We start from the raw sequence: 21,382 nt of genomic DNA on the forward strand, positions 1-21,382 counted from the left end.
GGGGGAGCGCCTGGCGCGGCTCCCCCGCAGCGTTCAGCGGGCTGCGGCGCGGGCCTGTTCCAGCCAGCCGTCGAAGGTCTTCTGGTGGGCCTTGATCCAGCCGTCCACATGGCGGTTGATGTCCGAAGGCTTGCTCTGGCCCTGGCTCATCATGTGGTTCTGTGCGCTGATGTCACCCACGGGGACCTGCATCAGCTCGAACAACTTGGCGGCATCGGGATGCTTGTCGGTGAAGGCCTTGTTGGCGATGATCTGCTGCTTGTTCACCACGAAGCCGTAGTTCTTGCCGTTGGGCAGCTTGGTGTCCAGCTTGGCCTGCTCGCCGGGCAGCGAGGAGAACGGCACCTCCAGCCATACCACGTCCTTGCCGGGCTTGAGCACGTTGCTCACCCAGTAGGGCGTCCAGGTGTAGTAGAGGATGGGCTTGCCGGCCTTGTAGCGCGAGATGGTGTCGGCGATCAGCGCCGAGTAGGTGCCCTGCTTGTGGGTCACGGTGTCGCGCAGCTTGTAGGCCGTCAGGTGGTGCTCGATCACGGCCTCGCAGCCCCAGCCCGGCGTGCAGCCGGTGAGGTCGGCCTTGCCGTCGCCGTCCGAGTCGAACAGCTTGGCGATCTTGGGGTCCTTGAGCTGGCCGAGGTTGGTGATCTTGTATTCGTCGGCCGTCTTCTTGTCCATCAGGTAGCCCTGGGCGGCGTTGTCCGAGTACACGCCCTTGCGGAACAGCTTGGCGTCGCCGCCCGCGTTCTTGTAGTAGTCGGCGTGCAGCGGGTTCCAATGCGTGGCCAGGAAAGTGGCATCGCCATTGGCAATCGCCACGTGGGCCGTGGGGTACTCGACCTCCTGGAAGGGCTGCACGTCGTAGCCCAGCTTCTCCAGGGCCTTCATGACGATGAGGGTCTGGAAGCTCTCTTCGGCGATGGAGCTCTTCAGTGGCAACACCTTCACGCCCTTTCCGGGCTGTTCGTCGGCCGACCATGCGCTGGCGCAGGCCAGCGCAATGCCTGTGGCGATGGCGCCGGCGCGCAGCCAGTGGCGCAGTGCGTTGGCCTGCAGTCGGTTGGGGTTCAGGGCTTGGATCATCCTCGGGTTCCTCCGTTGTGTGATGAAAGGGGAGCGGGCGGCCAGCGGGGCTGGCCGTTTTCGGGAAGGCGACGCGGCAGAAGGCCCGTCCGCGCCGCAGGCAAGGCGTTCAGCTGGTGCTGCCGCGATGAACTGGCTTGCTGCCGGCGCCCAGCAGGCGGGCAATGCAGCCAGCGGGGCCGCTGTGCCACCAGCGCGCGCCGCCACGGGTGGTCTGTCCCATGGCCTGGGTGATACGGTCCAGCACGATGGCCAGCAGCACGATGCCCAGGCCGCCCACGGTGGCCAGGCCCATGTCCAGGCGGCCGATGCCGCGCAGCACCATCTGGCCCAGGCCGCCCACGGCGATCATGGAGGCGATCACCACCATCGACAGCGACAGCATCAGCGCCTGGTTCACGCCGGCCATGATGGACGGCATGGCCAGCGGCAGCTGCACCTTCCACAGAAGCTGCCAGGGCGAGGCGCCGTACGCGCGGCTGGCCTCGATCAGGTCGGGGCGCACCTGGCGTATGCCCAGGTTGGTCAGGCGGATCAGCGGCGGCAGCGCGAAGATGATGGTCACGATCACGCCGGGCACGTTGCCGATGCCGAACAGCATCACCACGGGCACCAGGTAGACGAAGGCCGGCGTGGTCTGCATGGCGTCGAGCAGCGGGCGTGTCCAGCTCTGCGCACGGTCGCTGGAGGCCAGCAGGATGCCCACGGGCAGCCCGATGACCATGCAGAACACCAGCGAGGTCAGCACCAGGGACAGCGTCACCATGGCCTCGGGCCAGATGCCCAGCATGGCGACCACCACCAGCGAAACGGCGGCGCCAATGGCCATGGCGCGGCCCGCGAACTGCCAGGCCACCAGGGTCAGGATCAGGATCAGCAGCGGCCAGGGCAGGGCCAGCATGGCATCGGTGATGCCCGACAGCGTGCCGTCGATGGGCGTGCGCACGGCCTGGAAGAAGGGGCGGAAATGGTGGACCACCCATTCCAGGCCGCTGTTGATCCAGCCCTGCACGGGCAGGCCGTCCGTGGTCAGTTGGTGCCAGAGGCTGGCCTGTGCGTCGTCGGGAACCCCGGCCGACGCGCCCAGCCAGTCGCCGCCCGGTGCATCGCCGCTGCTGGCAGCGCCCCAGGGATCGGGCGACGCATCGGCGGGCGCCTGCGTGGAGGCGGCTGCCCAGGGATCGGCAGCAGGGGCTGCGTTTGCATTGGCGCCTGCTTCGGCCCAGGGATCGGTGGCGGCAGCGGCGGTGTTCGGGTTCAGGTTGTTGTTGGCATCGCTCATGCGGCATCTCCTTGTCGTTGTTCGATCGGCTCCACGGTCGGCGCGACGGTGGGGGCGACGGTTGGGGCGTTGGAGGCCGGGAAATGCGGGTTGAGCGTGACGGGCGGCACGATCTCCTGCGGCGGCGGCACGGGCGGCGTGTCGCGGTCCAGGAAGCGCAGCATGGTGGTGCGGCTGACCACGCCCATGAACTGGCCGTCGTCGCTGGTCACCGGCAGCGCGCAGGGCGCAGCGGCCACGGGGCCGAACAGCTCGGCCACCGGCGTGCCTGCGGACAGCGGCTCGACGTTGGGCAGGAAGGCGTGGCTCAGGCCCAGCATGCCGGGGCGGCCATGCAGTGCGTCGCGCAGCGACTGCGAGGACACCACGCCCAGGAAGCGGCGGCGCGCGTTGACCACATAGGCGTAGTCGCGGTCGGAGTCTTCCAGCAGGCGCTGGGCGGCACGGCAGCCGCGGTCGCTGTGCTCGGACACCACGGTCAGGGCCTGGCGCGCAATGTCCCCGGCCTTGAAGACCGAGGCCGCGTCCACGCCACGCACGAAGCTGCGCACATAGTCGTCGGCGGGGCTGCGCAGGATCTCGTCGGGCGTGCCGACCTGGATCACCTGGCCGTCCTTCATGATGGCGATGCGGTCGCCGATGCGCATGGCCTCGTCCAGGTCATGCGAGATGAAGACGATGGTGCGGCGCTGGATCTGCTGCAGGCGCAGCAGCTCGGACTGCATCTCCGTGCGGATGATGGGGTCCAGGGCCGAGAAGGCCTCGTCCATCAGCAGGATGGACGGATCGGACGCCAGCGCCCGGGCCAGGCCCACGCGCTGCTGCATGCCGCCCGACAGCTCGTCGGGATAGCTGGCGCCCCAGGCGCCCAGGCCCACCTGCTCCAGCGCGGCCTGGGCCTGCTTCTGGCGCTCGGCCTTGTCGGCGCCGGCCAGCTCCAGGCCGAAGGCCGTGTTGTCCAGCACCGTCATGTGCGGCATCAGCGCAAAGGACTGGAACACCATGGAGATGTCCTTGCGGCGCAGCGCGCGCAGATCGCGCTCGCTCAGGGCATTGATGTCCTGGCCATCGACCACGATGCGCCCGGCCGTGGGCTCGATCAGGCGGTTGAGCATGCGCACCAGGGTGGACTTGCCCGAGCCCGACAGGCCCATGACGACGAAGATCTCGCCGGCCTCGATGGTGAAGTCGGCGTCGAACACGCCGATGGACTGGCCCGTGCGCTCCAGGATCTCCTGTTTGCTCAGGCCTTGTTGGACGAGCTCGAGTGCGGTCCTGGGGTCGTCCCCGAAAACCTTGAACACATGATCGATGATGATCTGCTTGGCCACTGTGGCGTTCTCCTTTTGGGTGAGATGGAACACAGTCCAGCGTCCTCGACGGGCGAAGACGCTGGCGCGCAAGCCAAAAATGAAGCCCTGATGCCGTTCGCTGCAGGGGACGGCCGTCCCCCGTTGCTGGAATTCAAACAGGTGCGAAAGCACCCGAGACGGCTCGGATGGCACGCGAAGCGGTGCGCAAGAGCCAGAGGTCGAGAGCAGCCGGCGGCAAGCGCGCGCGGTGTCTCAGGCGGGCATCGTGGCTGAAGATCAGCCAGCGCGATGCCCCACAACATCAGGACCGAGTTTCGGCCCGGTTGACGGGGCTGTGCCGGGAGCACAACGATCCGCCGGAGGGATCGGCAGGCCGTGAAGACGGTGCCGATGACCTGCTTGGCAGGTTGTAAAGAAGCCGAAATTATATAAAACAGGTTTTACTGCGTCAAAACGCATGAGCCGAAGAAGGCCTGTTTTGGGCTGTTTCAAGCCCTTGGGGGTTGCAATCCGGCCATTATTTGCTCTATTAATGAGAGCATTGAGGCCATGATTCACAAGGCGTATGCTGTCATCGATGAATAAAATCGGTCAAGCGTCAGCTTGAGGAAAGCTTCAGGCCCGATCTGCGGCAAAAAGCGTGCCCGGCGCCCGCCCATGGAAAAAGCCCCGCAGCGGCTGGCGCTGCGGGGCTTCGGTGTGGGATGCCGCCGGCTCAGTGGTTGCCGGCCGTGCTGTTGATCAGCTTGTCGGTATAGGCGATGGCCAGGGCGCTGGCCAGGAAGGTGACGTGGATGATGGTCTGCCACATCAGCACCTTGACGTCGTAGCTGCCTGCGTTGATGAAGGTCTTGAGCAGGTGGATGGAGCTGATGCCGATGATGGACAGGGCCAGCTTCACCTTGAGGATGGAGGCGTTCACGTGGCCCAGCCACTCGGGCTGGTCGGGGTGGCTGTCCAGGCCCAGGCGGCTGACGAAGGTTTCGTAGCCGCCCACGATGACCATGATCAGCAGGTTGGAGATCATCACCACGTCGATCAGCGCCAGCACCACCAGCATGATGATGGTTTCGTTGAGCGCGCCAATGGGCGCATCGTGCTTGTAGCCGATGCTGGTGATCAGCGCCTGCAGCGCTTCCTGGTTGCCGAAGGCGGCCTCGATCAGGTGCCACAGCTCCAGCAGGAAGTGCCAGACATAGACGCCCTGGGCGGCGATCAGGCCCAGGTACAGCGGCAGCTGCAGCCAGCGGCTGGCGAAGATCAGGGAGGGCAGGGGACGCAGGGGGGAGCCGGGGGCTCGGTTGGAGTTTTGCTGGCGGGCCATGGTGGTCGGTCGCGCTTGTCTTGCGTGGGGGCGTGGATGGGAGGGGACAATGGCCGTGGAAAACGGGCGCGCGATTTTAGCGGCGAAACAGGCCATTGCCGGTGACAGCCAGGAACTGCGGGGAATCCCCAGGTAGACGCACCCAAGGGTGTTTCAGTCAGTGGCATGTAAGACCGGCCCCCGACAGTCACACCACAATTTTTATTTGGCCAGCCCAGGAGACAAGCAAGCATGAGCACCGCAACAGCATCCCCCATTGAATCGGTACTGGTGGAGAACCGGGTCTTCCCGCCGCCGGCAGACTTTGCCGCCAAGGCCCGCATTTCCGGCATGGAGCAGTACAAGGCGCTGTGCGCCGAGGCAGAGAACGACTACCAGGGCTTCTGGGCCCGCCTGGCGCGCGAGAACGTGGTCTGGTCCAAGCCCTTCACCCAGGTGCTGGACGACAGCAATCCCCCCTTCTTCCGCTGGTTCGCCGACGGCGAACTCAACGCCAGCGCCAACTGCCTGGACAAGCACATGGGCACGGCCGTCGAGCACAAGACGGCCATCATCTTCGAGGCCGATGGCGGCGAGGTCACCAAGGTCAGCTACCGCGAGCTGCTGGAGCGCGTCTCGCAGTTCGCCAACGCGCTCAAGGCGCAGGGCGTGCAAAAGGGTGACCGTGTCCTGATCTACATGCCCATGACCATCGAGGGCGTGGTGGCCATGCAGGCCTGCGCGCGCATCGGCGCCACGCACAGCGTGGTGTTCGGCGGCTTCTCGGCCAAGGCGGTGCAGGAACGCATCGTCGACGTGGGCGCCGTGGCGGTGATCACCGCCAACTACCAGATGCGCGGCGGCAAGGAACTGCCGCTCAAGGCCATCGTGGACGACGCGCTGGCGCTGGGCGGCTGCGAGGCCGTGCGCCATGTCTTCGTCTACGAGCGCACGGCCACGGCCTGTGCCATGACGGCGGGCCGCGACAAGACCTTCGGCGAGATCCTGGCCGGCCAGAGCACGGAGTGCGCGCCCGTGGCCGTGGATTCCGAGCACCCGCTGTTCATCCTCTACACCAGCGGCTCCACCGGCAAGCCCAAGGGCGTGCAGCACTGCACGGGCGGCTACGTGCTGTGGGCCAAGCAGACCATGGAGTGGACCTTCGACCTCAAGCCCAGCGACGTGTTCTGGTGCACGGCCGACATCGGCTGGATCACGGGCCACACCTACGTGGCCTACGGCCCGCTGGCCGCTGGCGCCACGCAGATCGTGTTCGAGGGCGTGCCCACCTTCCCCAATGCGGGCCGCTTCTGGCAGATGATCGAGCGCCACGGCTGCACCATCTTCTACACGGCTCCCACGGCCATCCGCTCGCTGATCAAGGCCGCCGACAGCGATGCCGCCGTGCATCCGAAGAACTGGAACCTGTCCAGCCTGCGCCTGCTGGGCAGCGTGGGCGAGCCCATCAATCCCGAGGCCTGGATGTGGTACCACAAGCATGTGGGCGGCGAGCGCTGCCCCATCGTGGACACCTTCTGGCAGACCGAAAACGGGGGCCACGTGATCGCCCCCATGCCGGGTGCCACGCCGCTGGTGCCGGGTTCGTGCACGCTGCCGCTGCCGGGCATCATGGCCGCCATCGTCGACGAGACCGGCCACGAACTGCCCAACGGCGCAGGCGGCCTGCTGGTGGTCACCAAGCCCTGGCCCAGCATGATCCGCACCATCTGGGGCGACCCCGAGCGCTTCAAGAAGAGCTATTTCCCGGCCGAACTCGGCGGGCAGACCTATCTGGCAGGCGACGGCGCCGTGCGCAGCGAGGACCGGGGCTACTTCCGCATCACCGGCCGCATCGACGACGTGCTCAATGTCTCCGGCCACCGCATGGGCACGATGGAGATCGAATCGGCCTTGGTCGCCAAGACGGATCTGGTGGCCGAGGCTGCCGTCGTGGGCCGCCCCGACGACCTGACCGGCGAGGCCATCTGCGCCTTCGTGGTACTGAAGCGGGCACGCCCCACGGGCGAGGAAGCCAAGCAGATCGCCAAGGAGCTGCGCGACTGGGTGGCCAAGGAAATCGGCCCCATCGCCAAGCCCAAGGACATCCGCTTTGGCGACAACCTGCCCAAGACGCGCAGCGGCAAGATCATGCGCCGCCTGCTGCGCTCGATTGCCAAGGGCGAGGCCATCACCCAGGACACGAGCACGCTGGAGAACCCGGCCATCCTCGACCAGCTGGCCGAGACGAACTGAGGTCCGACACGACCGCCATGAAGAACCGGAGCCCTGGCTCCGGTTTTTTCTTGGCCGGACTGCGGGCGGCGCCCTGTCTTGCAGTCCTATTTTGTGTGGGCCGACAGCTCAGGCATGATGGTTGCGGTACAACCGAAGCTGTTGCTTTCACCACTGCCGAGGGAGGCCTTTCACCATGAATCTGAGAACCCTGTCGTTGCTGATCACCGTGGCCCTGATTGCGTTGCTGGCGGCATTCAACTGGAACACGCTGGCCGCGCCATCCGTCGTGTCGCTGGGCGTCACCGATGTCCAGGCGCCGCTGGGCGTGCTGATGCTGGCGCTGACCTGCCTGCTGGGCGTGTTCTTCGTCGCCTATGTGCTGTGGCTACAGGGCTCGGTGCTGATGGAGGCGCGCCGACACGCCAAGGAAATGCAGGCCCAGCGCGACCTGGCCGACAAGGCCGAGGCCTCGCGCTTCACCGAGCTGCGCACCGTGCTGGAAGACCTGCATGCGCGTGACAAGGAGGTGCTGATGGCGCGGCTGGATGCGCTGGAGGCCCATCTGGTGCAGCGCGCCCAGGAGTCGGACAACAGCACGGCCGCCTATGTGGGGCAGCTGGAGCAGCAGGTACGCCTGCACCAGCAGCCCGGCACGGGCGCTGCGGACTACAGGTAAGGGGGCCGGGCCCGGATTCACCGGCGGACCATGAAAAAACCGCGCGACTTGCGTTGCGCGGTTTTTTTGCGGGCCCTGAGGCGGGGCCCCGAAGGAAAGGCGGAGCCTACTTCAGCGACATCACCCAGGCGGCCAGCTTCTTGGCATCGGCTTCGTTGACCTGGGGGTTGGCGGGCATGGGAACCGGGCCCCAGACGCCGCTGCCGCCCTTCATGATCTTGCCTGCCAGCTTGTCCACGGCGTCCTTCTGGCCGGCGTACTTGGCGGCCACATCCTTGTAGGAGGGGCCCACCAGCTTCTTGTCCACTGCGTGGCATGCCATGCAGTTCTTGGAGGTGGCAAGTGCCTGGTCGGCCATGGCGGGGGCCACGGCGGCGACGGTCAGGGCAAATGCAATCAATGTCTGCTTCATCATGAGTTCCTGGGGTGTTGTCGGGAATAATTATGCGAACCATTGTAGTGGGCGCGCATGCGTGATGCGTTACCTCGTGTGAAGCGCTTTGTGGCGAAGGAGAAGTGATGTATCTGTTGGGAATTGCGGTCCTGCTCACCCTGCTCAAGCTGGCCGATATCGAACCTGTCGCCACCTGGTCGTGGTACGTCATCCTGGGCGCCTATGGCTTGACGGCGGCCTGGTGGGCCTGGGCGGACATGTCGGGCTACACCAAGCGGCGCGCGGCTGACAAGATCGAGCAGCGGCGCCTGAAGCGCATCGAAAAGAACAAGGAAGCCATGGGCACGGGCACGCGTTCGCGCCGCTGATCGGATCTGAATTGCGCAGCAGGCTTCGCCGCAGGCGATGCCTGGGGTCTGCAAAGGGGCGGTCCACGCCGGCCGGGGCATTCCTGCGCCCCAGCGGTGCGGCGGGTGCTGCGCCATAATCTTCGCCCAGACCCTGGCCTTCCCCACAGGACCAGGGACGGACCGAGACGACAGACAACTGGATTGCCCATGCCCGCATACCGTTCCAAGACTTCCACCGGCGGCCGCAACATGGCTGGTGCGCGCGCCCTGTGGCGTGCCACCGGCATGAAGGATGGCGACTTCGACAAGCCCATCATCGCCATCGCCAATTCCTTCACGCAGTTCGTGCCCGGCCACGTCCACCTCAAGGACCTGGGCCAGCTGGTGGCGCGCGAGATCGAGGCCGCAGGCGGCGTGGCCAAGGAATTCAACACCATCGCCGTGGACGACGGCATCGCCATGGGCCACGACGGCATGCTGTATTCGCTGCCCAGCCGCGACATCATCGCGGACTCGGTGGAGTACATGGTCAACGCCCACTGTGCCGACGCGCTGGTGTGCATCTCCAACTGCGACAAGATCACCCCCGGCATGCTGATGGCTGCCATGCGGCTGAACATTCCCGTGATCTTCGTCTCGGGCGGCCCCATGGAAGCGGGCAAGACCAAGCTGGCCAATCCCACCACGCACACGCTGGAGTTCAAGAAGCTGGACCTGGTCGATGCCATGGTGATCGCGGCCGACTCCAACTACACCGACGAGCAGGTCGCCCAGGTCGAGCGCTCGGCCTGCCCCACCTGCGGTTCGTGCTCGGGCATGTTCACCGCCAACTCCATGAACTGCCTGACCGAGGCCCTGGGCCTGTCCCTGCCCGGCAACGGCACGGTGCTGGCCACGCATGCCGACCGCGAGGAACTGTTCAAGCGCGCCGGCCGCCGCATCGTCGAGCTGGCCCGCGAGTACTACGAGCAGGAAGACGCATCCGTGCTGCCGCGCTCGGTGGGCTTCAAGGCCTTCGAGAACGCGATGACGCTGGACATCGCCATGGGCGGCTCCACCAACACCATCCTGCACCTGCTGGCCATTGCCCGTGAAGCCGAGATCGACTTCACCATGGCCCACATCGACCGCCTCTCGCGCCAGGTGCCCCAGCTGTGCAAGGTCGCGCCCAACACGCAGAAGTACCACATCGAGGATGTGCACCGCGCCGGCGGCATCTTCGCCATCCTGGGCGAGCTGGCTCGCGCCGGAAAGCTGCACACCGACGTGCCCACCGTGCACGCCAAGACCCTGGGCGAAGGCCTGGCGCAGTGGGACATCACCACCACCCAGGACGAAGCCGTGCGGCACTTCTACCTGGCAGGACCGGCCGGCATCCCCACCCAGGTGGCCTTCAGCCAGAACACGCGCTGGCCCAGCCTGGACCTGGACCGTGCCGAAGGCTGCATCCGGTCCTACGAGCACGCCTTCTCCAAGGAGGGCGGCCTGGCCGTGCTGACGGGCAACATCGCCCTGGACGGCTGCGTGGTCAAGTCGGCCGGCGTGGACGAAAGCATCCATGTGTTCGAGGGCACGGCCCACGTGACCGAGTCGCAGGACGAGGCCGTGCAGAACATCCTGGACGACAAGGTCAAGGCCGGTGACATCGTCATCGTGCGCTACGAAGGCCCCAAGGGCGGCCCCGGCATGCAGGAAATGCTGTACCCGACCAGCTACATCAAGTCCAAGGGCCTGGGCAAGGCCTGCGCGCTGCTGACGGACGGGCGCTTCTCGGGCGGCACCTCGGGCCTGTCCATCGGCCACTGCTCTCCCGAAGCTGCCGCTGGCGGCGCCATCGGTCTGGTGAAGAACGGCGACCGCATCCGCATCGACATTCCCAACCGCAGCATCAACGTGCTGGTCTCCGACGAGGAACTGGCCCGCCGCCGCGCCGAGCAGGATGCCAAGGGCTGGAAGCCCGCCCAGCCGCGCCCGCGCAAGGTCTCGGCCGCGCTCAAGGCCTATGCCAAGCTGGTGATGTCGGCCGACAAGGGCGCCGTGCGCGACCTGTCGCTGCTGGACGACTGACACCGGGCTGCACCGCTGCCCGGCGGTGCGCACCCGATGGAAATGAAAAGGGATGGAAGGCCTTGCGGCTTTCCATCCCTTTTTCTTTTCTCTTCTCTCAGGCCCTTGAGGGCTCTTGTTTCATCGTGGGGCGACCGGCTTGCCGTTTCATCGTGGCTGCCGGTTCGGGTTTTCATCGTGGAGCAAACAGCCCACTCTCATTTATGGGAAGTGCCTGAAAAACTGGCGCGGCCAAAACAAGGGACAGCGAGCAAGGGCCGCCCCGCCGCGAGGCTGTCGTCCCCCTCCCGCGAAGCGAGAGAGGGGGAAGGCGCGAAGCGCCTCAGGGGGAGCTTCATTCAGGCCGGCTCGCCCATCTTGCTTTGCAGGTAGTTGGGCAGCCCGATCTTCTCGATCAGGCCCAGTTGCTTCTCCAGCCAGTAGGCGTGGTCTTCTTCGGTGTCGCGCAGCTGGGCCAGCAGCAGGTCGCGACTGTTGTAGTCGCCGTGGCGCTCGCACAGGGCCATGGCCGAGCGCAGGCTGTCACGCACGCGGTATTCGGTGGCCAGGTCCTTGCGCAGCATCTCTTCGACGGTCTCGCCGGGCGTGAACTCGTGCGGGCGCATGTCGGGGCGGCCGCCCAGGAACAGGATGCGGCGCAGGATGGCGTCGGCGTGCTGGGTTTCCTCTTCCATCTCATGGCCGATGCGCTCGAACAGGCGCAGCAGGCCCTGGTCCTCGTACTGGCGCGAGTGGATGAAGTACTGGTCGCGTGCGGAAAGTTCGCCGCGCAGCAGCTCTATGAGGCATTCGATGACTTCTGGCTGGCCTTGCATGTTCTTCTTCTCCTGACTGTGTTGAACACCGCAAGTATCGCGTGAACCCCCGGATCGGCCAAAACACCTGCCGCAATTCCCCGCGTGCCGCGCATTGCATGCATGCGCGACGCAGAAGCATTCGCATCGCCACCGGTCTGGGTGGTGACCGGCCTAGGGTAAACGCTGTATTGCTATGTCGAATAATAGTTATTTATCATAACGATTATGGATCCGAAGCATCGGTGTCCAACCTCCCATTTCCCTTTTGCACAAGGAAGCGCAATGAGCACCGAACGTACCGAAGAACAGACCGTGTCCTGCACCGTCGAAGGCCGCGTGGCCTGGGTGAAATTCAACCGCCCCGAAAAGCGCAATGCCATGAGCCCCCAGCTCAACCGCCAGATGATGCGCGTGCTCGACGACCTGGAGTTCCGTGACGACGTGGGCGTGGTCGTTCTGGCCGGTGAGGGCACGGCCTGGACTGCCGGCATGGACCTGAAGGAATACTTCCGCGAGACCGAGGCCACGGGCCTGGCCGGCACCCGCAAGGCCCAGCGCGAGAGCTATGGCTGGTGGCGCCGCCTGCGCTGGTTCCAGAAGCCGACCATCGCCATGGTCAACGGCTGGTGCTTCGGCGGCGGCTACGGCCCGCTGTTCGCCTGCGACCTGGCCTTTGCCTCGGATGACGCCAAGTTCGGCCTGTCCGAAATCAACTGGGGCATCCTGCCCGGCGGCGGCGCCTCCAAGGTGGCGGTGGAGCTGCTGTCCTTTCGCCGCGCCATGTACCACGCCATGCTCGGCGAGAACATCGACGGCCGCACGGCGGCCGAGTGGGGCCTGGTCAACGAATCCCTGCCGGCCGACCGCCTGCAGGCCCGCGTCACCGAAGTGGCCGAGGCCCTGCTGCAGAAGAACCCCATCGCCCTGAAGGCCACCAAGGATGCCATCCGCCGCGTGCGCGACATGAGCTACGACAACGCCGAGGACTATCTGGTGCGTGCCCAGGAAGCCGCCAACAGCTTCGACAACGAAGGCCGCAAGGAAGGCATGCGCCAGTTCCTGGACGACAAGACCTACAAGCCAGGTCTCGGAACCTACGACTTGAGCAAGCAAGTCACCCCCTGAGGCGCTTCGCGCCTTCCCCCTCTCTAACTCGCTTCGCGAGGGAGGGGGACGACACCCTCAGTGCGGGGCGGCGCGGCCGGCTTAGGCCCTTCCTCGGTGTCCCTCGCTTGGGCAGCGTCCACCACGCGCGGTAGGCCTCCCAGCTTTAATCATTGGAGACAAGAATGACAACGACAGAGATGGCGGCCGCCGTGCGGCCCGACATCGGCAGGCTGCTGAGGCCGCGTTCCATCGCCATCGTCGGCGCCTCGGCCACGCCGGGTGCGCTGGGCGCATCGGTGCTGGGCAATCTGGAGCGCAACGGCTTCGCTGGCGACATCCACCTGATCAATCCCAAGCGCAGCGAGATCGCCGGCCGGGCCTGCCTGGCTTCGGTGGACCAGCTGCCCGAGGGCGTTGACGTGGCCGTGCTGGCCATCCCCCAGCCCTTTGTGCTGGACACGGTGCGCGCGCTGGCGGCGCGGCGCGTGGGCGCGGTGGTGATCTTCTCGGCCGGCTTTGCCGAGGCAGGCGAGCGCGGCATGGCCGAGCAGCGCGAGATCGCACGCCTCGCCGCCGAGGCCGGCATGGTGGTGGAGGGCCCCAACTGCCTGGGCTGCATCAACTACCTGCAGCGCGTGCCGCTGACCTTTGTCGAGGTGAATATCGACGCGCAGCAGGTCGATGCCGCGCGGCCCGCCATTGGCGTGGTCTCGCAAAGCGGCGCCATGATGACCGTGCTGTGCACCACGCTGGCCAGCCGCGCGCTGCCGCTGTCGCACGCCATCTCCACGGGCAACGAGGCCGCCAGCCATGCCGAGGACTATGTGGACTTCCTGCTGGAGCAGCCTTCCACGCGCGTGGTCGCCATGATCGTCGAGCAGTTCCGCCAGCCCGGGCGCATTCTGGCCGCCGTGGCCCGTGCGCGCAGCCTGGGCAAGTCGGTGGTGCTGCTTCATCCGGGCAAGAGCAGCGCGGCGCGCGCCTCGGCCGCCACGCACACCGGCGCCATGGCCGGCGACTATGCGCTGATGCGCACCAAGCTGGAACGCGCAGGCGCGGTGTTTGCAGAGACGCTGGAGGAGCTGGGCGACATTGCCGAGATCGCCATCCGCTGCCCGGTGCTGCCATCGGCTGGTGCAGCCGGTGCAGCAGCTGCAGCGGGAGTTGCCGTGCTGGGCGAGTCCGGCGCCTTCAAGGCGCTGACGCTGGACTGGGCCGAGGAGCTGGGCCTGGCCCTGCCCGCCATCGGCGACGACGACTCGCCCGCGCTGCGGGCTGCGCTGCCCGAGTTCGTGGGCGTGAGCAACCCGCTGGACCTCACGGCCCAGGGCCTGGTCGAGCCGGACCTGTATTTCCGCACGCTGGATGCGCTGTTTGGCGATGCGCGCTTTTCCACCATCATCGTCGGCCTGATCCAGGGCGACCCGGTGACCTGCGGCATCAAGATGCCGCCCGTGCTGCGCGCCGTGCGCGAGCTGCGGCCGGCCAAGCCCGTCATCGTGGCGGGCCTGGACGAGGGCGCGGCCGTGCCTGCCGAGTTCATCGCCGAGATGCGTGCGCTGGGCGTGCCGTATTTCCCCAGCACCGAGCGTGCCCTGCGCGCCGTGCAGCGCCTGACCGCCTTCAGCCAGCGCAGTTTCGAGTGCACCGATGCCCAGCCCGTCGCGCTGGCCCTGCCCGCAGGCCGCACGGTGGTGCCCGAGTACGAATCCAAGGCCGTGCTGGCCCAGGTCGGCGTGCCGTTTGCGAAGGGCCGCCTGGCCACCTCGGCCGAGCAGGCCGTGGCGATTGCGGCGGAGATCGGCTGGCCCGTGGCGCTCAAGGCGCAGTCGGCCGACCTCAGCCACAAGAGCGATGCAGGCGGCGTGATCCTGAACATTGCCGATGCGCAGGCCATGGGCGAGGCCTGGGGCCGGCTGCATGCGAATGTGGCCGCCTATGACAGCGCCATTGCGCTGGACGGCGTGCTGGTCGAGGCCATGGGCCGGCGTGGCCTGGAGATGATCATCGGCGCGCGCAACGATCCGCAGTGGGGCCCCGTGATCCTGGCGGGCCTGGGCGGCGTGACGGCCGAGATCATGCGCGACGCGCGCCTGCTGGACGCCGACCTGTCCACCAGCGAGGTGCTGCGCGAGCTGGACCGCCTGCAGGGCGCGCCGCTGCTGCACGGCTACCGTGGCGCCCCGGCGCTGGACCGCCAGGCGCTGGCCGAACTCATCGTGCGCCTGGGCCAGGTGCTGCGCGGCACGCCGGCCATCCGCGAGATCGACCTCAACCCGGTCATCGTGCTGCCCGAAGGGCAGGGCGTGGTCGCGCTCGATGCGCTGATGCTGGTCGAGCACAGCGCCGGCTGATGCCCGCGCAAGGGCTGGCGCGGCGCGCCGGCCCTTTTCATGCGCAGCCCTGTCTCGCTTTCCCGCTTTCTTTTTTCCGCTTTCCCTTCCTCCACAGGAGGTCTCCATGAGCCTGCCTTACCCGCCGGGCCGCGTGTCCACGCCCGCGCCGGCCGAGTCGAACGGACTCGGCTATGCCTACTACGTCACTATCATCCTGCTGCTGGCCTACACCCTGTCCTTCGTGGACCGCCAGATCCTGGGCCTGCTGGTGCAGCCCATCAAGAAGGATCTGCAGCTGTCGGACTGGGTCTTCAGCATCGTCCACGGCTTTGCCTTCGCCATCTTCTACACCTTCGTCGGCATCTTCCTGGGGCGCCTGGCCGACCGCTGGAACCGCCGCAACCTCATCGTCATCGGCATGGCGATCTGGGTGGTGGCCACGGCGGCGGGCGGCTATGTCACGGGCTTCGTCTCGCTGTTCGTGGCGCGCATGTTCGTGGGCGTGGGCGAGGCGGCACTGTCGCCGGCGGCCTATTCCATGCTGGCCGACTACTTCCCGCCCGAGCGCCGCGCACGCGCCATGAGCATCTACACCTCGGGCGTGTACATCGGCTCGGCCACGGCCTTCATCGTGGGCGGCCTGGTCATCCAGGCCACCAGCCAGGCCGGCGAGGTGGTGTTCCCGCTGCTGGGCAGCTTCAAGCCCTGGCAGGCGGCCTTCATCTTCGTGGCCCTGCCCGGCATTCCGCTGGTGGCGCTGATGTACACCGTGCGCGAGCCGCTGCGCCGGGGCCTGCAGGCCCGGGCCGCGTCCGCCAAAGTGGCCGCGCCCGCGGGACCGGCGCCCGACCTGTCCCATGTGTTGCGCAACAAGCGCGCCTTCCTGCCGCTGCTGCTGGCGCCGGGCATCACGGCCATGATCACCTTCGGCGTCACGGCCTGGCTGCCGGCCACCTTCATCCGCCAGTGGGGCTGGACGCCCGGCGAGATCGGCCCGGCCTACGGCGTCATCATCCTGACCTTCGGCATTGGCGGCATGCTGCTCAGCGGCTTCCTGGCCGACTACCTCACGGCGCGCGGCAAGCAGGTGGGGTCGATCGTCATCTCGCTGGTGGCCACCGGCGTGCTCGTCATCACCGGCCTGGTGCTGGCCTTTGCGCCCACGCCCACGGTGGCCCTGGTGGCCGTGGCGGCCACCACCTTCTTTCTGGGCATGCCGGTGGCGCTGGCGCCGCCCATCCTGCAGGCGGTCACGCCCAACCAGCTGCGCGGCCAGGTGACTTCCATCTACCTGCTGCTGATCAACCTGATCGGGCTGGGCCTCGGTCCCTTCCTCGTGGCCTTTTTCACGGACTTCGTCTTCCATGACGAAAAGCTCGTGGGCCTGTCGCTGGGCCTGGTGTCCGCACTGGCCGCGCTGCTGTCCGTGCTGTGCCTGGCCAGCGCCATCGGTCCCTACCGCCGCCTGGTCGCGGCCACGGAGGGCCGGGCATGAGCGCGCAGGCATCACATTGCTCGCACTACCAGCCGCCGCTGCAGGACATCCGCTTCGTCCAGCAGCACTGGCTGGGCGCCGAGGGCGACTGGCGCCGCATGCCGGCCCATGAAGCCCTGGACCAGGAGACGGCCGACATGGTGGTCGAGGCGGCCGGGCGCTTTTGCGCCGACGTGCTGGCCCCGCTCAACGGCCCGGCCGACCTGCAAGGCTGCCGCCTGGAGCAGGGCAGGGTGCGCACGCCCGACGGCTTTCCCGCCGCCTATGCAGCCTTCGTGGAGGCAGGCTGGCCCGCACTGGCCTGCGCCCCCGACGCTGGCGGCCAGGGCCTGCCCCAGCTGCTGGACGCCGCGCTGCACGAAATGCTGGCCTCGGCCAACCATGGCTGGACCATGTATCCGGGCATCCTGCACGGCGCCTATGCCTGCCTGCACGCGCATGGCGACGAGCACCTGCGCGCCACCTACCTGCCACACATCGTCAGCGGCCGCTGGCTGGCCACCATGTGCCTGACCGAGCCCCAGGCCGGCTCCGACCTGGGCCTGCTGCGCAGCCAGGCCAGGCCCCGCGGCGATGGCAGCTACAGCCTGGACGGCAGCAAGATCTTCATCTCGGGCGGCGACCAGGATATGAGCGAGAACATCGTCCACCTGGTGCTGGCGCGCCTGCCCGATGCGCCTGAGGGAACGCGCGGCCTGTCGCTGTTCCTGGCGCCGCGCGGCATTCCCCGGGACGACGGCAGCTTTCTGCCCAACGCCATCCACTGCGACGGCATCGAAAAGAAGATGGGCATCAAGGGCAGCGCCACCTGCGCCATGCGCTTCGAGGGCGCGCAGGCCTGGCTGGTGGGCCAGCCCCACCAGGGCCTGGCTGCCATGTTCGTGATGATGAACTCGGCCCGCCTGCACGTGGGCCTGCAGGGCCTGGGCCATGCCGAGATGGCCTGGCAGCTGGCGCGCGCCTATGCGGCCGAGCGCCGCCAGATGCGCGCCCAGCCCCGGCCTGCCGATGCGCAGGGCCCCGCCGACCCCATCGCCCTGCAGCCGGCCGTGCAGCGCATGCTGGCCGACCTGCGCGTCTGGACCGAAGGCATGCGCGCCATTGCAGGCTGGGTGGCGCACCAGCTGGACCTGGCCGAACAGGCGCCGGATGCCGAGGAGCGCGCCCAGGCCCATGCGCTGGCCTCGCTGCTCACGCCCGTGGTCAAGTCCTTTTTCACCGAGCGGGGCTTTGCGCTGGCCAGCGAGGCGCTGCAGGTCTTCGGCGGCTACGGCTATGTGCACGAGTACCGTATCGAGCAGACGCTGCGCGATGCCCGCATCGCCATGATCTACGAAGGCACGAACCAGATCCAGGCGCTGGACCTGCTGCAGCGCAAGGTGGCCTCCAGCGGCGGTGCCGCGCTGGCGCCGCTGCTGAAGGTGCTGCGTGAAGAGGCCGATGCCTGCGACGCCGCGGGCATGGAGACCGGCTTTGCAGGCGCGCTGCGCAGCTGGGCCGAGCGCATGCAAGCGCTGACGGGCGAGCTGTGTACCGGCGCTGCCGGCGACAGGCAATTGCTGGCGCGTTGTGCCGAGGACTACTTGCGACTGGTCGGCACGCTGTGCATGGCCTTTGCCTGGGCGCGCGCGGCGCGCGTCAGCCTGCCGCTGGCCGATCCGGCGCTGCGCCGCTCCAAGGCGGACAGCGCGGCCTGGTTCCTTGCGCATGGCCTGCTGGATGCGGAGCACTGGCTGCGCCGTACCGAGGCCGCTGCCCGTACGCCGCTGCCAGCCGCCGTGGCTTGAGCGGGCTGCCGGGGCTTTTATGATGGAACGCCGCACCGGCCCTGCAGAACCGCAGGCGCCGGTGCGGCCTTGCTTCGTTGCGCCTTCTTCCTCTTCCGGATCCGTGTCCATGGACAGCTCCTTCGAACCCGCCGTCGACCAGTCGCGCCTGCAGCGCTTTCTGGGCTACCGCCTCACGCGCGCGGAAATCCACATCCACAAGCTGTTTGCGCGGCGCGTGGCCGAACTGGACCTCAAGCCCAGCGAGTTCTCCATCCTGGTGCTCATCCACGCCAACCCGGGCATCTACCTGCGCCAGCTGGGCGAGGCGCTGGACATCTCGCCCTCCAACCTGGTGCCCGTGGTCGAGCGCCTGGTGCAGCGCGGCCTCATCGGGCGCCAGCCCGATCCGCGCGACCGCCGGCTGCAGCAGCTGCACCTGACGGACGACGGCAGCGCACTGCAGGCGCGGGCCGAAGGCGTGGTGGTGCAGCTGGAAGACGAACTGGAGCAATTGCTCACCGCCACCGAGCAGCGCCATCTGCTGTCTGCCCTGGACAAGCTCACGGCCATCCAGGAAGGCCCGCAAGGCTGAGCGGGCGGGACGCCATCTTTCCAACCCCTGGCCGGCGCCGGCCATGCGGCGCTGCGGCACAATGCCGACCATGCTGATGTACCCGCAGATCGATCCCGTGGCCCTGCAGATCGGGCCCCTCGCCGTGCACTGGTACGGCCTGACCTATCTGGCCGCCTTCGGCCTCTTCCTCTGGCTGGGCACGCGCAGGCTGCGCCACCCGCCCTTCGTGCGCATGCAGGGCGACCGCGCCTGGACGCGCAAGGACGTGGAAGACATTCTTTTCCTGGGCGTGCTCGGCGTGGTCGTCGGCGGGCGGCTCGGCTACTGCCTGTTCTACAAGCCCGGCTACTACCTCAGCCATCCGCTGGAAATCTTCTACGTCTGGCAGGGCGGCATGAGCTTTCATGGCGGGCTGATCGGCGTCATCGGCTCCATGGTCTGGTTCGCGCGCTCGCGCGCACGCTCGTGGCTGGAGGTGGCCGACTTCGTCGCGCCCTGCGTGCCCACGGGCCTGGCGGCGGGCCGTGTCGGCAACTTCATCAATGGCGAACTGTGGGGCCGCTTTGCCAGCCCCGAGCTGCCCTGGGCCATGGTCTTCCCGCAAAGCGGCTCCATGCTGCCGCGCCATCCTTCGCAGGTCTACCAGTTCCTGCTCGAGGGCCTGCTGCTGTTCGTGCTGCTGTGGCTGTATGCACGCAAGGAGCACAAGCCGGGCCAGGTGGCGGCGGTCTTCCTGACCGGCTATGGTGCCTTCCGCTTCATTGCCGAGTACTTCCGCGAGCCTGACGACTTCCTGGGCCTGCTGTCGCTGGGAATGAGCATGGGCCAGTGGCTGTGCGTGCCCATGGTGATCGGCGGCATTGCCATGTGGCTGTGGGCGGCGGGGCGTCCGGCCTATCCGGCCCATGCGGGCAAGCCGGCCTGAACCTGGCTGGACACAATGCGAAGCGGGCCCTGGGCCCGCTTTCTTTTTGGCGTGGCGCGCGCGTGCTGGGGATTGCCCGAAGACAAGAACGCGACATCGGCGTACACGCGCTGGCGTACAGACTCCCATAATGTGAGCAGCAAGGGATTGTCATTGGCCCGTTGGCGGCATGACAGTCCCGTGACCGCTTGATATGGAGGAGTGTCTGAATGGGTCTGGCTACCGACTGGATTGCCCGCAATGTGTCCCGCTTTCGCAGCACCGAGGCCGCTGCGCCTGCAAAAAAGGCCGAAGGCGATGCAGCCAAGGCTCCCGCGCCGCGCGGCACGGCCCAGCGCCTGCAGGCCACCCTGCGCCGAGGCCAGGAAGTGCTGTCCCCGCGCGAGCTGCGCAAGCTCATGGAAGACCTGCAGGCTGCCGCCGACGCAGCGCTCAGCGATGTCGAGGGTGGCCGCCACGCGCAGCAGCTGATGGACTGGTATGCCCAGGCCGAGCTGCCGGCGCGCCAGGATTTCTGGGCGCTGATCGTCGAGCAGTTCGGCCCCGACACCGACGCCTTGATGACCGCACGCAAGCGCTATGACACGGCCACCAGCGACGCCGAGCGCGGCCATGCCGAGATGGATCTGCGCCGCGCGCTGATGTCGCCGCGCACGCGGCTGCTGCAGCGGTTTGCCCAGCCCCAGGGCGGCATGGGCTTTCTGGTGGACCTGCGTGCCGAACTGCTGGCATTGCCCAAGGCGGAGCAGCAGCGCTTTTCCGCGCTGGATGCCGAGCTGGAGCATCTGTTTTCCACCTGGTTCGACGTGGCCCTGCTGGAGCTGCGCCGCCTGAGCTGGGACTCGCCGGCCTCGCTGATCGAAAAGCTCATCCAGTACGAGGCCGTGCACGACATCCGCAGCTGGGCCGATCTCAAGAACCGCCTGGACAGCGACCGCCGCTGCTACGGCTTCTTTCACCCCCGCATGCCCACCGTGCCGCTGATCTTCGTGGAGGTGGCGCTGGTGGACAAGATGTCCGACAGCATTGCCCCACTGCTGGACGAGACCGCCGCAGCCTCCGACCTGGGCCGCGCCACCACGGCCATCTTCTACTCCATCAGCAACACCCAGACCGGCCTGCGTGGCGTGAGCTTCGGCGACTCGCTGATCAAGCATGTGGTGGAGACGCTGACGGGCGAATTCCCCCGGCTGCGCCATTTCGCCACGCTGTCGCCCATTCCGGGCCTGCGCGCCTGGATCGCCAAGCACGGCGACGCCATCCTGGAGAAGATGGACGAGCGCCAGCGCAAGGCCTTCGAGCTCAAGGCGGGCGGCATGGGCGCCGAGCACCTGCTGGCGGCGCTGGATGCGCCGCAGGATCTCAAGCCCGACGCGCCTGTGCGCCGCGCCCTGCTGTTTTGCGCTGCCCACTATCTGGGGCGCGAGACGGCCAAGGGCCGGCCGCTGGACCCGGTGGCGCGCTTTCACCTGGGCAACGGCGCGCGCGTGGAGCGGCTCAACTGGGCGGCCGACCTGTCGGCCAAGGGACTCAAGCAGTCGCTGGGCCTGATGGTCAACTATCTCTACGACCTCAAGCGCCTGGACAAGCATCGCGGCCTGCTGGCGCAGGGCCGCATACCGGTGTCCTCGGACATCGAAGCCCTGTGCAAATGAAAAGGGGCGCGGCGCATGCCGTGC

General features: G+C 67.4%; 17 protein-coding genes. 11 read left to right on the plus strand and 6 right to left on the minus strand.

Features of this window, described 5'->3' with window-relative positions; genetic code table 11:
• Positions 1-33: 33 nt before the first annotated feature.
• From proX to ACN20X_RS12610, 4 genes are all read right to left on the minus strand, one after another.
• Positions 34-1,080 (minus strand): glycine betaine/L-proline ABC transporter substrate-binding protein ProX, encoded by a 1,047-nt coding sequence (proX, locus tag ACN20X_RS12595; protein WP_016453089.1) that lies wholly within the window; start codon positions 1,078-1,080, stop codon positions 34-36.
• Positions 1,081-1,189: 109 nt separating this feature from the next.
• Positions 1,190-2,362, minus strand: a complete 1,173-nt coding sequence (gene proW, locus ACN20X_RS12600; RefSeq protein ID WP_473210658.1) for a glycine betaine/L-proline ABC transporter permease ProW — start codon at positions 2,360-2,362, stop codon at positions 1,190-1,192.
• The gene (proV, locus tag ACN20X_RS12605) at positions 2,359-3,693 is read right to left on the minus strand and encodes a glycine betaine/L-proline ABC transporter ATP-binding protein ProV (protein WP_016453088.1); all 1,335 of its coding nucleotides are present in this window, start codon (positions 3,691-3,693) and stop codon (positions 2,359-2,361) included. The genes proW and proV overlap by 4 nt, the downstream gene beginning before the upstream one ends.
• 697 nt (positions 3,694-4,390) lie before the next feature.
• Positions 4,391-4,999 (minus strand): TIGR00645 family protein, encoded by a 609-nt coding sequence (locus ACN20X_RS12610; protein WP_016445176.1) that lies wholly within the window; start codon positions 4,997-4,999, stop codon positions 4,391-4,393.
• Positions 5,000-5,230: 231 nt separating this feature from the next.
• Here ACN20X_RS12610 and acs point away from each other — a divergent pair, with 231 nt between their 5' ends.
• A complete protein-coding gene (gene acs, locus ACN20X_RS12615) occupies positions 5,231-7,231 on the plus strand; it encodes an acetate--CoA ligase (RefSeq protein WP_016445177.1) in 2,001 nt (666 codons plus the stop codon).
• A gap of 175 nt (positions 7,232-7,406) precedes the next feature.
• A complete protein-coding gene (locus ACN20X_RS12620; protein WP_016445178.1) occupies positions 7,407-7,889 on the plus strand; it encodes a hypothetical protein in 483 nt (160 codons plus the stop codon).
• Positions 7,890-7,995: 106 nt separating this feature from the next.
• On the opposite strand, the gene ACN20X_RS12625 is transcribed toward ACN20X_RS12620, so the two are convergent.
• A complete protein-coding gene (locus tag ACN20X_RS12625; protein WP_016445179.1) occupies positions 7,996-8,301 on the minus strand; it encodes a c-type cytochrome in 306 nt (101 codons plus the stop codon).
• Between the two features lie 107 nt (positions 8,302-8,408).
• On the opposite strand from ACN20X_RS12625, the gene ACN20X_RS12630 reads away from it, so the two are divergent.
• Both ACN20X_RS12630 and ilvD read left to right on the plus strand, forming a co-directional pair.
• The gene (locus ACN20X_RS12630) at positions 8,409-8,651 is read left to right on the plus strand and encodes a TIGR04438 family Trp-rich protein (RefSeq protein ID WP_016445180.1); all 243 of its coding nucleotides are present in this window, start codon (positions 8,409-8,411) and stop codon (positions 8,649-8,651) included.
• A gap of 189 nt (positions 8,652-8,840) precedes the next feature.
• Positions 8,841-10,700: a dihydroxy-acid dehydratase gene (ilvD, locus tag ACN20X_RS12635; protein ID WP_473210659.1), complete on the plus strand. Its 1,860-nt coding sequence runs from the start codon at positions 8,841-8,843 to the stop codon at positions 10,698-10,700.
• A gap of 338 nt (positions 10,701-11,038) precedes the next feature.
• Here ilvD and bfr read toward each other — a convergent pair whose 3' ends face one another.
• On the minus strand, positions 11,039-11,515 hold the full coding sequence (bfr, locus tag ACN20X_RS12640; RefSeq protein ID WP_016445182.1) for a bacterioferritin: 477 nt from the start codon (positions 11,513-11,515) through the stop codon (positions 11,039-11,041).
• A 264-nt stretch (positions 11,516-11,779) separates the two neighbouring features.
• Between bfr and ACN20X_RS12645 the strand changes: the two genes are divergently transcribed.
• The 7 genes from ACN20X_RS12645 (at position 11,780) to ACN20X_RS12675 (ending at position 21,358) form a co-directional block, all read left to right on the plus strand.
• Positions 11,780-12,622 carry a p-hydroxycinnamoyl CoA hydratase/lyase gene (locus ACN20X_RS12645; protein WP_016445183.1) on the plus strand — a complete coding sequence of 281 codons (843 nt, stop codon included), beginning with the start codon at positions 11,780-11,782 and terminating at the stop codon, positions 12,620-12,622.
• A 164-nt stretch (positions 12,623-12,786) separates the two neighbouring features.
• Positions 12,787-14,958: an acetate--CoA ligase family protein gene (locus ACN20X_RS12650; RefSeq protein WP_126311839.1), complete on the plus strand. Its 2,172-nt coding sequence runs from the start codon at positions 12,787-12,789 to the stop codon at positions 14,956-14,958.
• A gap of 106 nt (positions 14,959-15,064) precedes the next feature.
• On the plus strand, positions 15,065-16,435 hold the full coding sequence (locus ACN20X_RS12655; RefSeq protein ID WP_017405759.1) for an MFS transporter: 1,371 nt from the start codon (positions 15,065-15,067) through the stop codon (positions 16,433-16,435).
• Positions 16,432-18,222: an acyl-CoA dehydrogenase gene (locus ACN20X_RS12660; RefSeq protein WP_047217624.1), complete on the plus strand. Its 1,791-nt coding sequence runs from the start codon at positions 16,432-16,434 to the stop codon at positions 18,220-18,222. The genes ACN20X_RS12655 and ACN20X_RS12660 overlap by 4 nt, the downstream gene beginning before the upstream one ends.
• Before the next feature lie 109 nt (positions 18,223-18,331).
• Positions 18,332-18,796, plus strand: a complete 465-nt coding sequence (locus ACN20X_RS12665) for a MarR family winged helix-turn-helix transcriptional regulator (protein ID WP_016445187.1) — start codon at positions 18,332-18,334, stop codon at positions 18,794-18,796.
• Positions 18,797-18,857: 61 nt separating this feature from the next.
• Positions 18,858-19,703: a prolipoprotein diacylglyceryl transferase gene (gene lgt, locus ACN20X_RS12670; protein ID WP_223275185.1), complete on the plus strand. Its 846-nt coding sequence runs from the start codon at positions 18,858-18,860 to the stop codon at positions 19,701-19,703.
• 209 nt (positions 19,704-19,912) lie between these two features.
• Positions 19,913-21,358 (plus strand): malonyl-CoA decarboxylase, encoded by a 1,446-nt coding sequence (locus tag ACN20X_RS12675; RefSeq protein ID WP_016445189.1) that lies wholly within the window; start codon positions 19,913-19,915, stop codon positions 21,356-21,358.
• Positions 21,359-21,382 lie beyond the last annotated feature (24 nt).

The sequence above is a fragment of the Delftia sp. PX-1 genome (assembly GCF_055797465.1).

Coding starts and splice junctions, on each gene's coding strand:
- proX (WP_016453089.1), bottom strand. CDS start 1,080: ATGATCCAAGCCCTGAACCCCAACCGACTGCAGGCCAACGCACTGCGC.
- proW (WP_473210658.1), bottom strand. CDS start 2,362: ATGAGCGATGCCAACAACAACCTGAACCCGAACACCGCCGCTGCCGCC.
- ACN20X_RS12610 (WP_016445176.1), bottom strand. CDS start 4,999: ATGGCCCGCCAGCAAAACTCCAACCGAGCCCCCGGCTCCCCCCTGCGT.
- acs (WP_016445177.1), top strand. CDS start 5,231: ATGAGCACCGCAACAGCATCCCCCATTGAATCGGTACTGGTGGAGAAC.
- ACN20X_RS12620 (WP_016445178.1), top strand. CDS start 7,407: ATGAATCTGAGAACCCTGTCGTTGCTGATCACCGTGGCCCTGATTGCG.
- ACN20X_RS12625 (WP_016445179.1), bottom strand. CDS start 8,301: ATGAAGCAGACATTGATTGCATTTGCCCTGACCGTCGCCGCCGTGGCC.
- ACN20X_RS12630 (WP_016445180.1), top strand. CDS start 8,409: ATGTATCTGTTGGGAATTGCGGTCCTGCTCACCCTGCTCAAGCTGGCC.
- ilvD (WP_473210659.1), top strand. CDS start 8,841: ATGCCCGCATACCGTTCCAAGACTTCCACCGGCGGCCGCAACATGGCT.
- bfr (WP_016445182.1), bottom strand. CDS start 11,515: ATGCAAGGCCAGCCAGAAGTCATCGAATGCCTCATAGAGCTGCTGCGC.
- ACN20X_RS12645 (WP_016445183.1), top strand. CDS start 11,780: ATGAGCACCGAACGTACCGAAGAACAGACCGTGTCCTGCACCGTCGAA.
- ACN20X_RS12650 (WP_126311839.1), top strand. CDS start 12,787: ATGACAACGACAGAGATGGCGGCCGCCGTGCGGCCCGACATCGGCAGG.
- ACN20X_RS12655 (WP_017405759.1), top strand. CDS start 15,065: ATGAGCCTGCCTTACCCGCCGGGCCGCGTGTCCACGCCCGCGCCGGCC.
- ACN20X_RS12660 (WP_047217624.1), top strand. CDS start 16,432: ATGAGCGCGCAGGCATCACATTGCTCGCACTACCAGCCGCCGCTGCAG.
- ACN20X_RS12665 (WP_016445187.1), top strand. CDS start 18,332: ATGGACAGCTCCTTCGAACCCGCCGTCGACCAGTCGCGCCTGCAGCGC.
- lgt (WP_223275185.1), top strand. CDS start 18,858: ATGCCGACCATGCTGATGTACCCGCAGATCGATCCCGTGGCCCTGCAG.
- ACN20X_RS12675 (WP_016445189.1), top strand. CDS start 19,913: ATGGGTCTGGCTACCGACTGGATTGCCCGCAATGTGTCCCGCTTTCGC.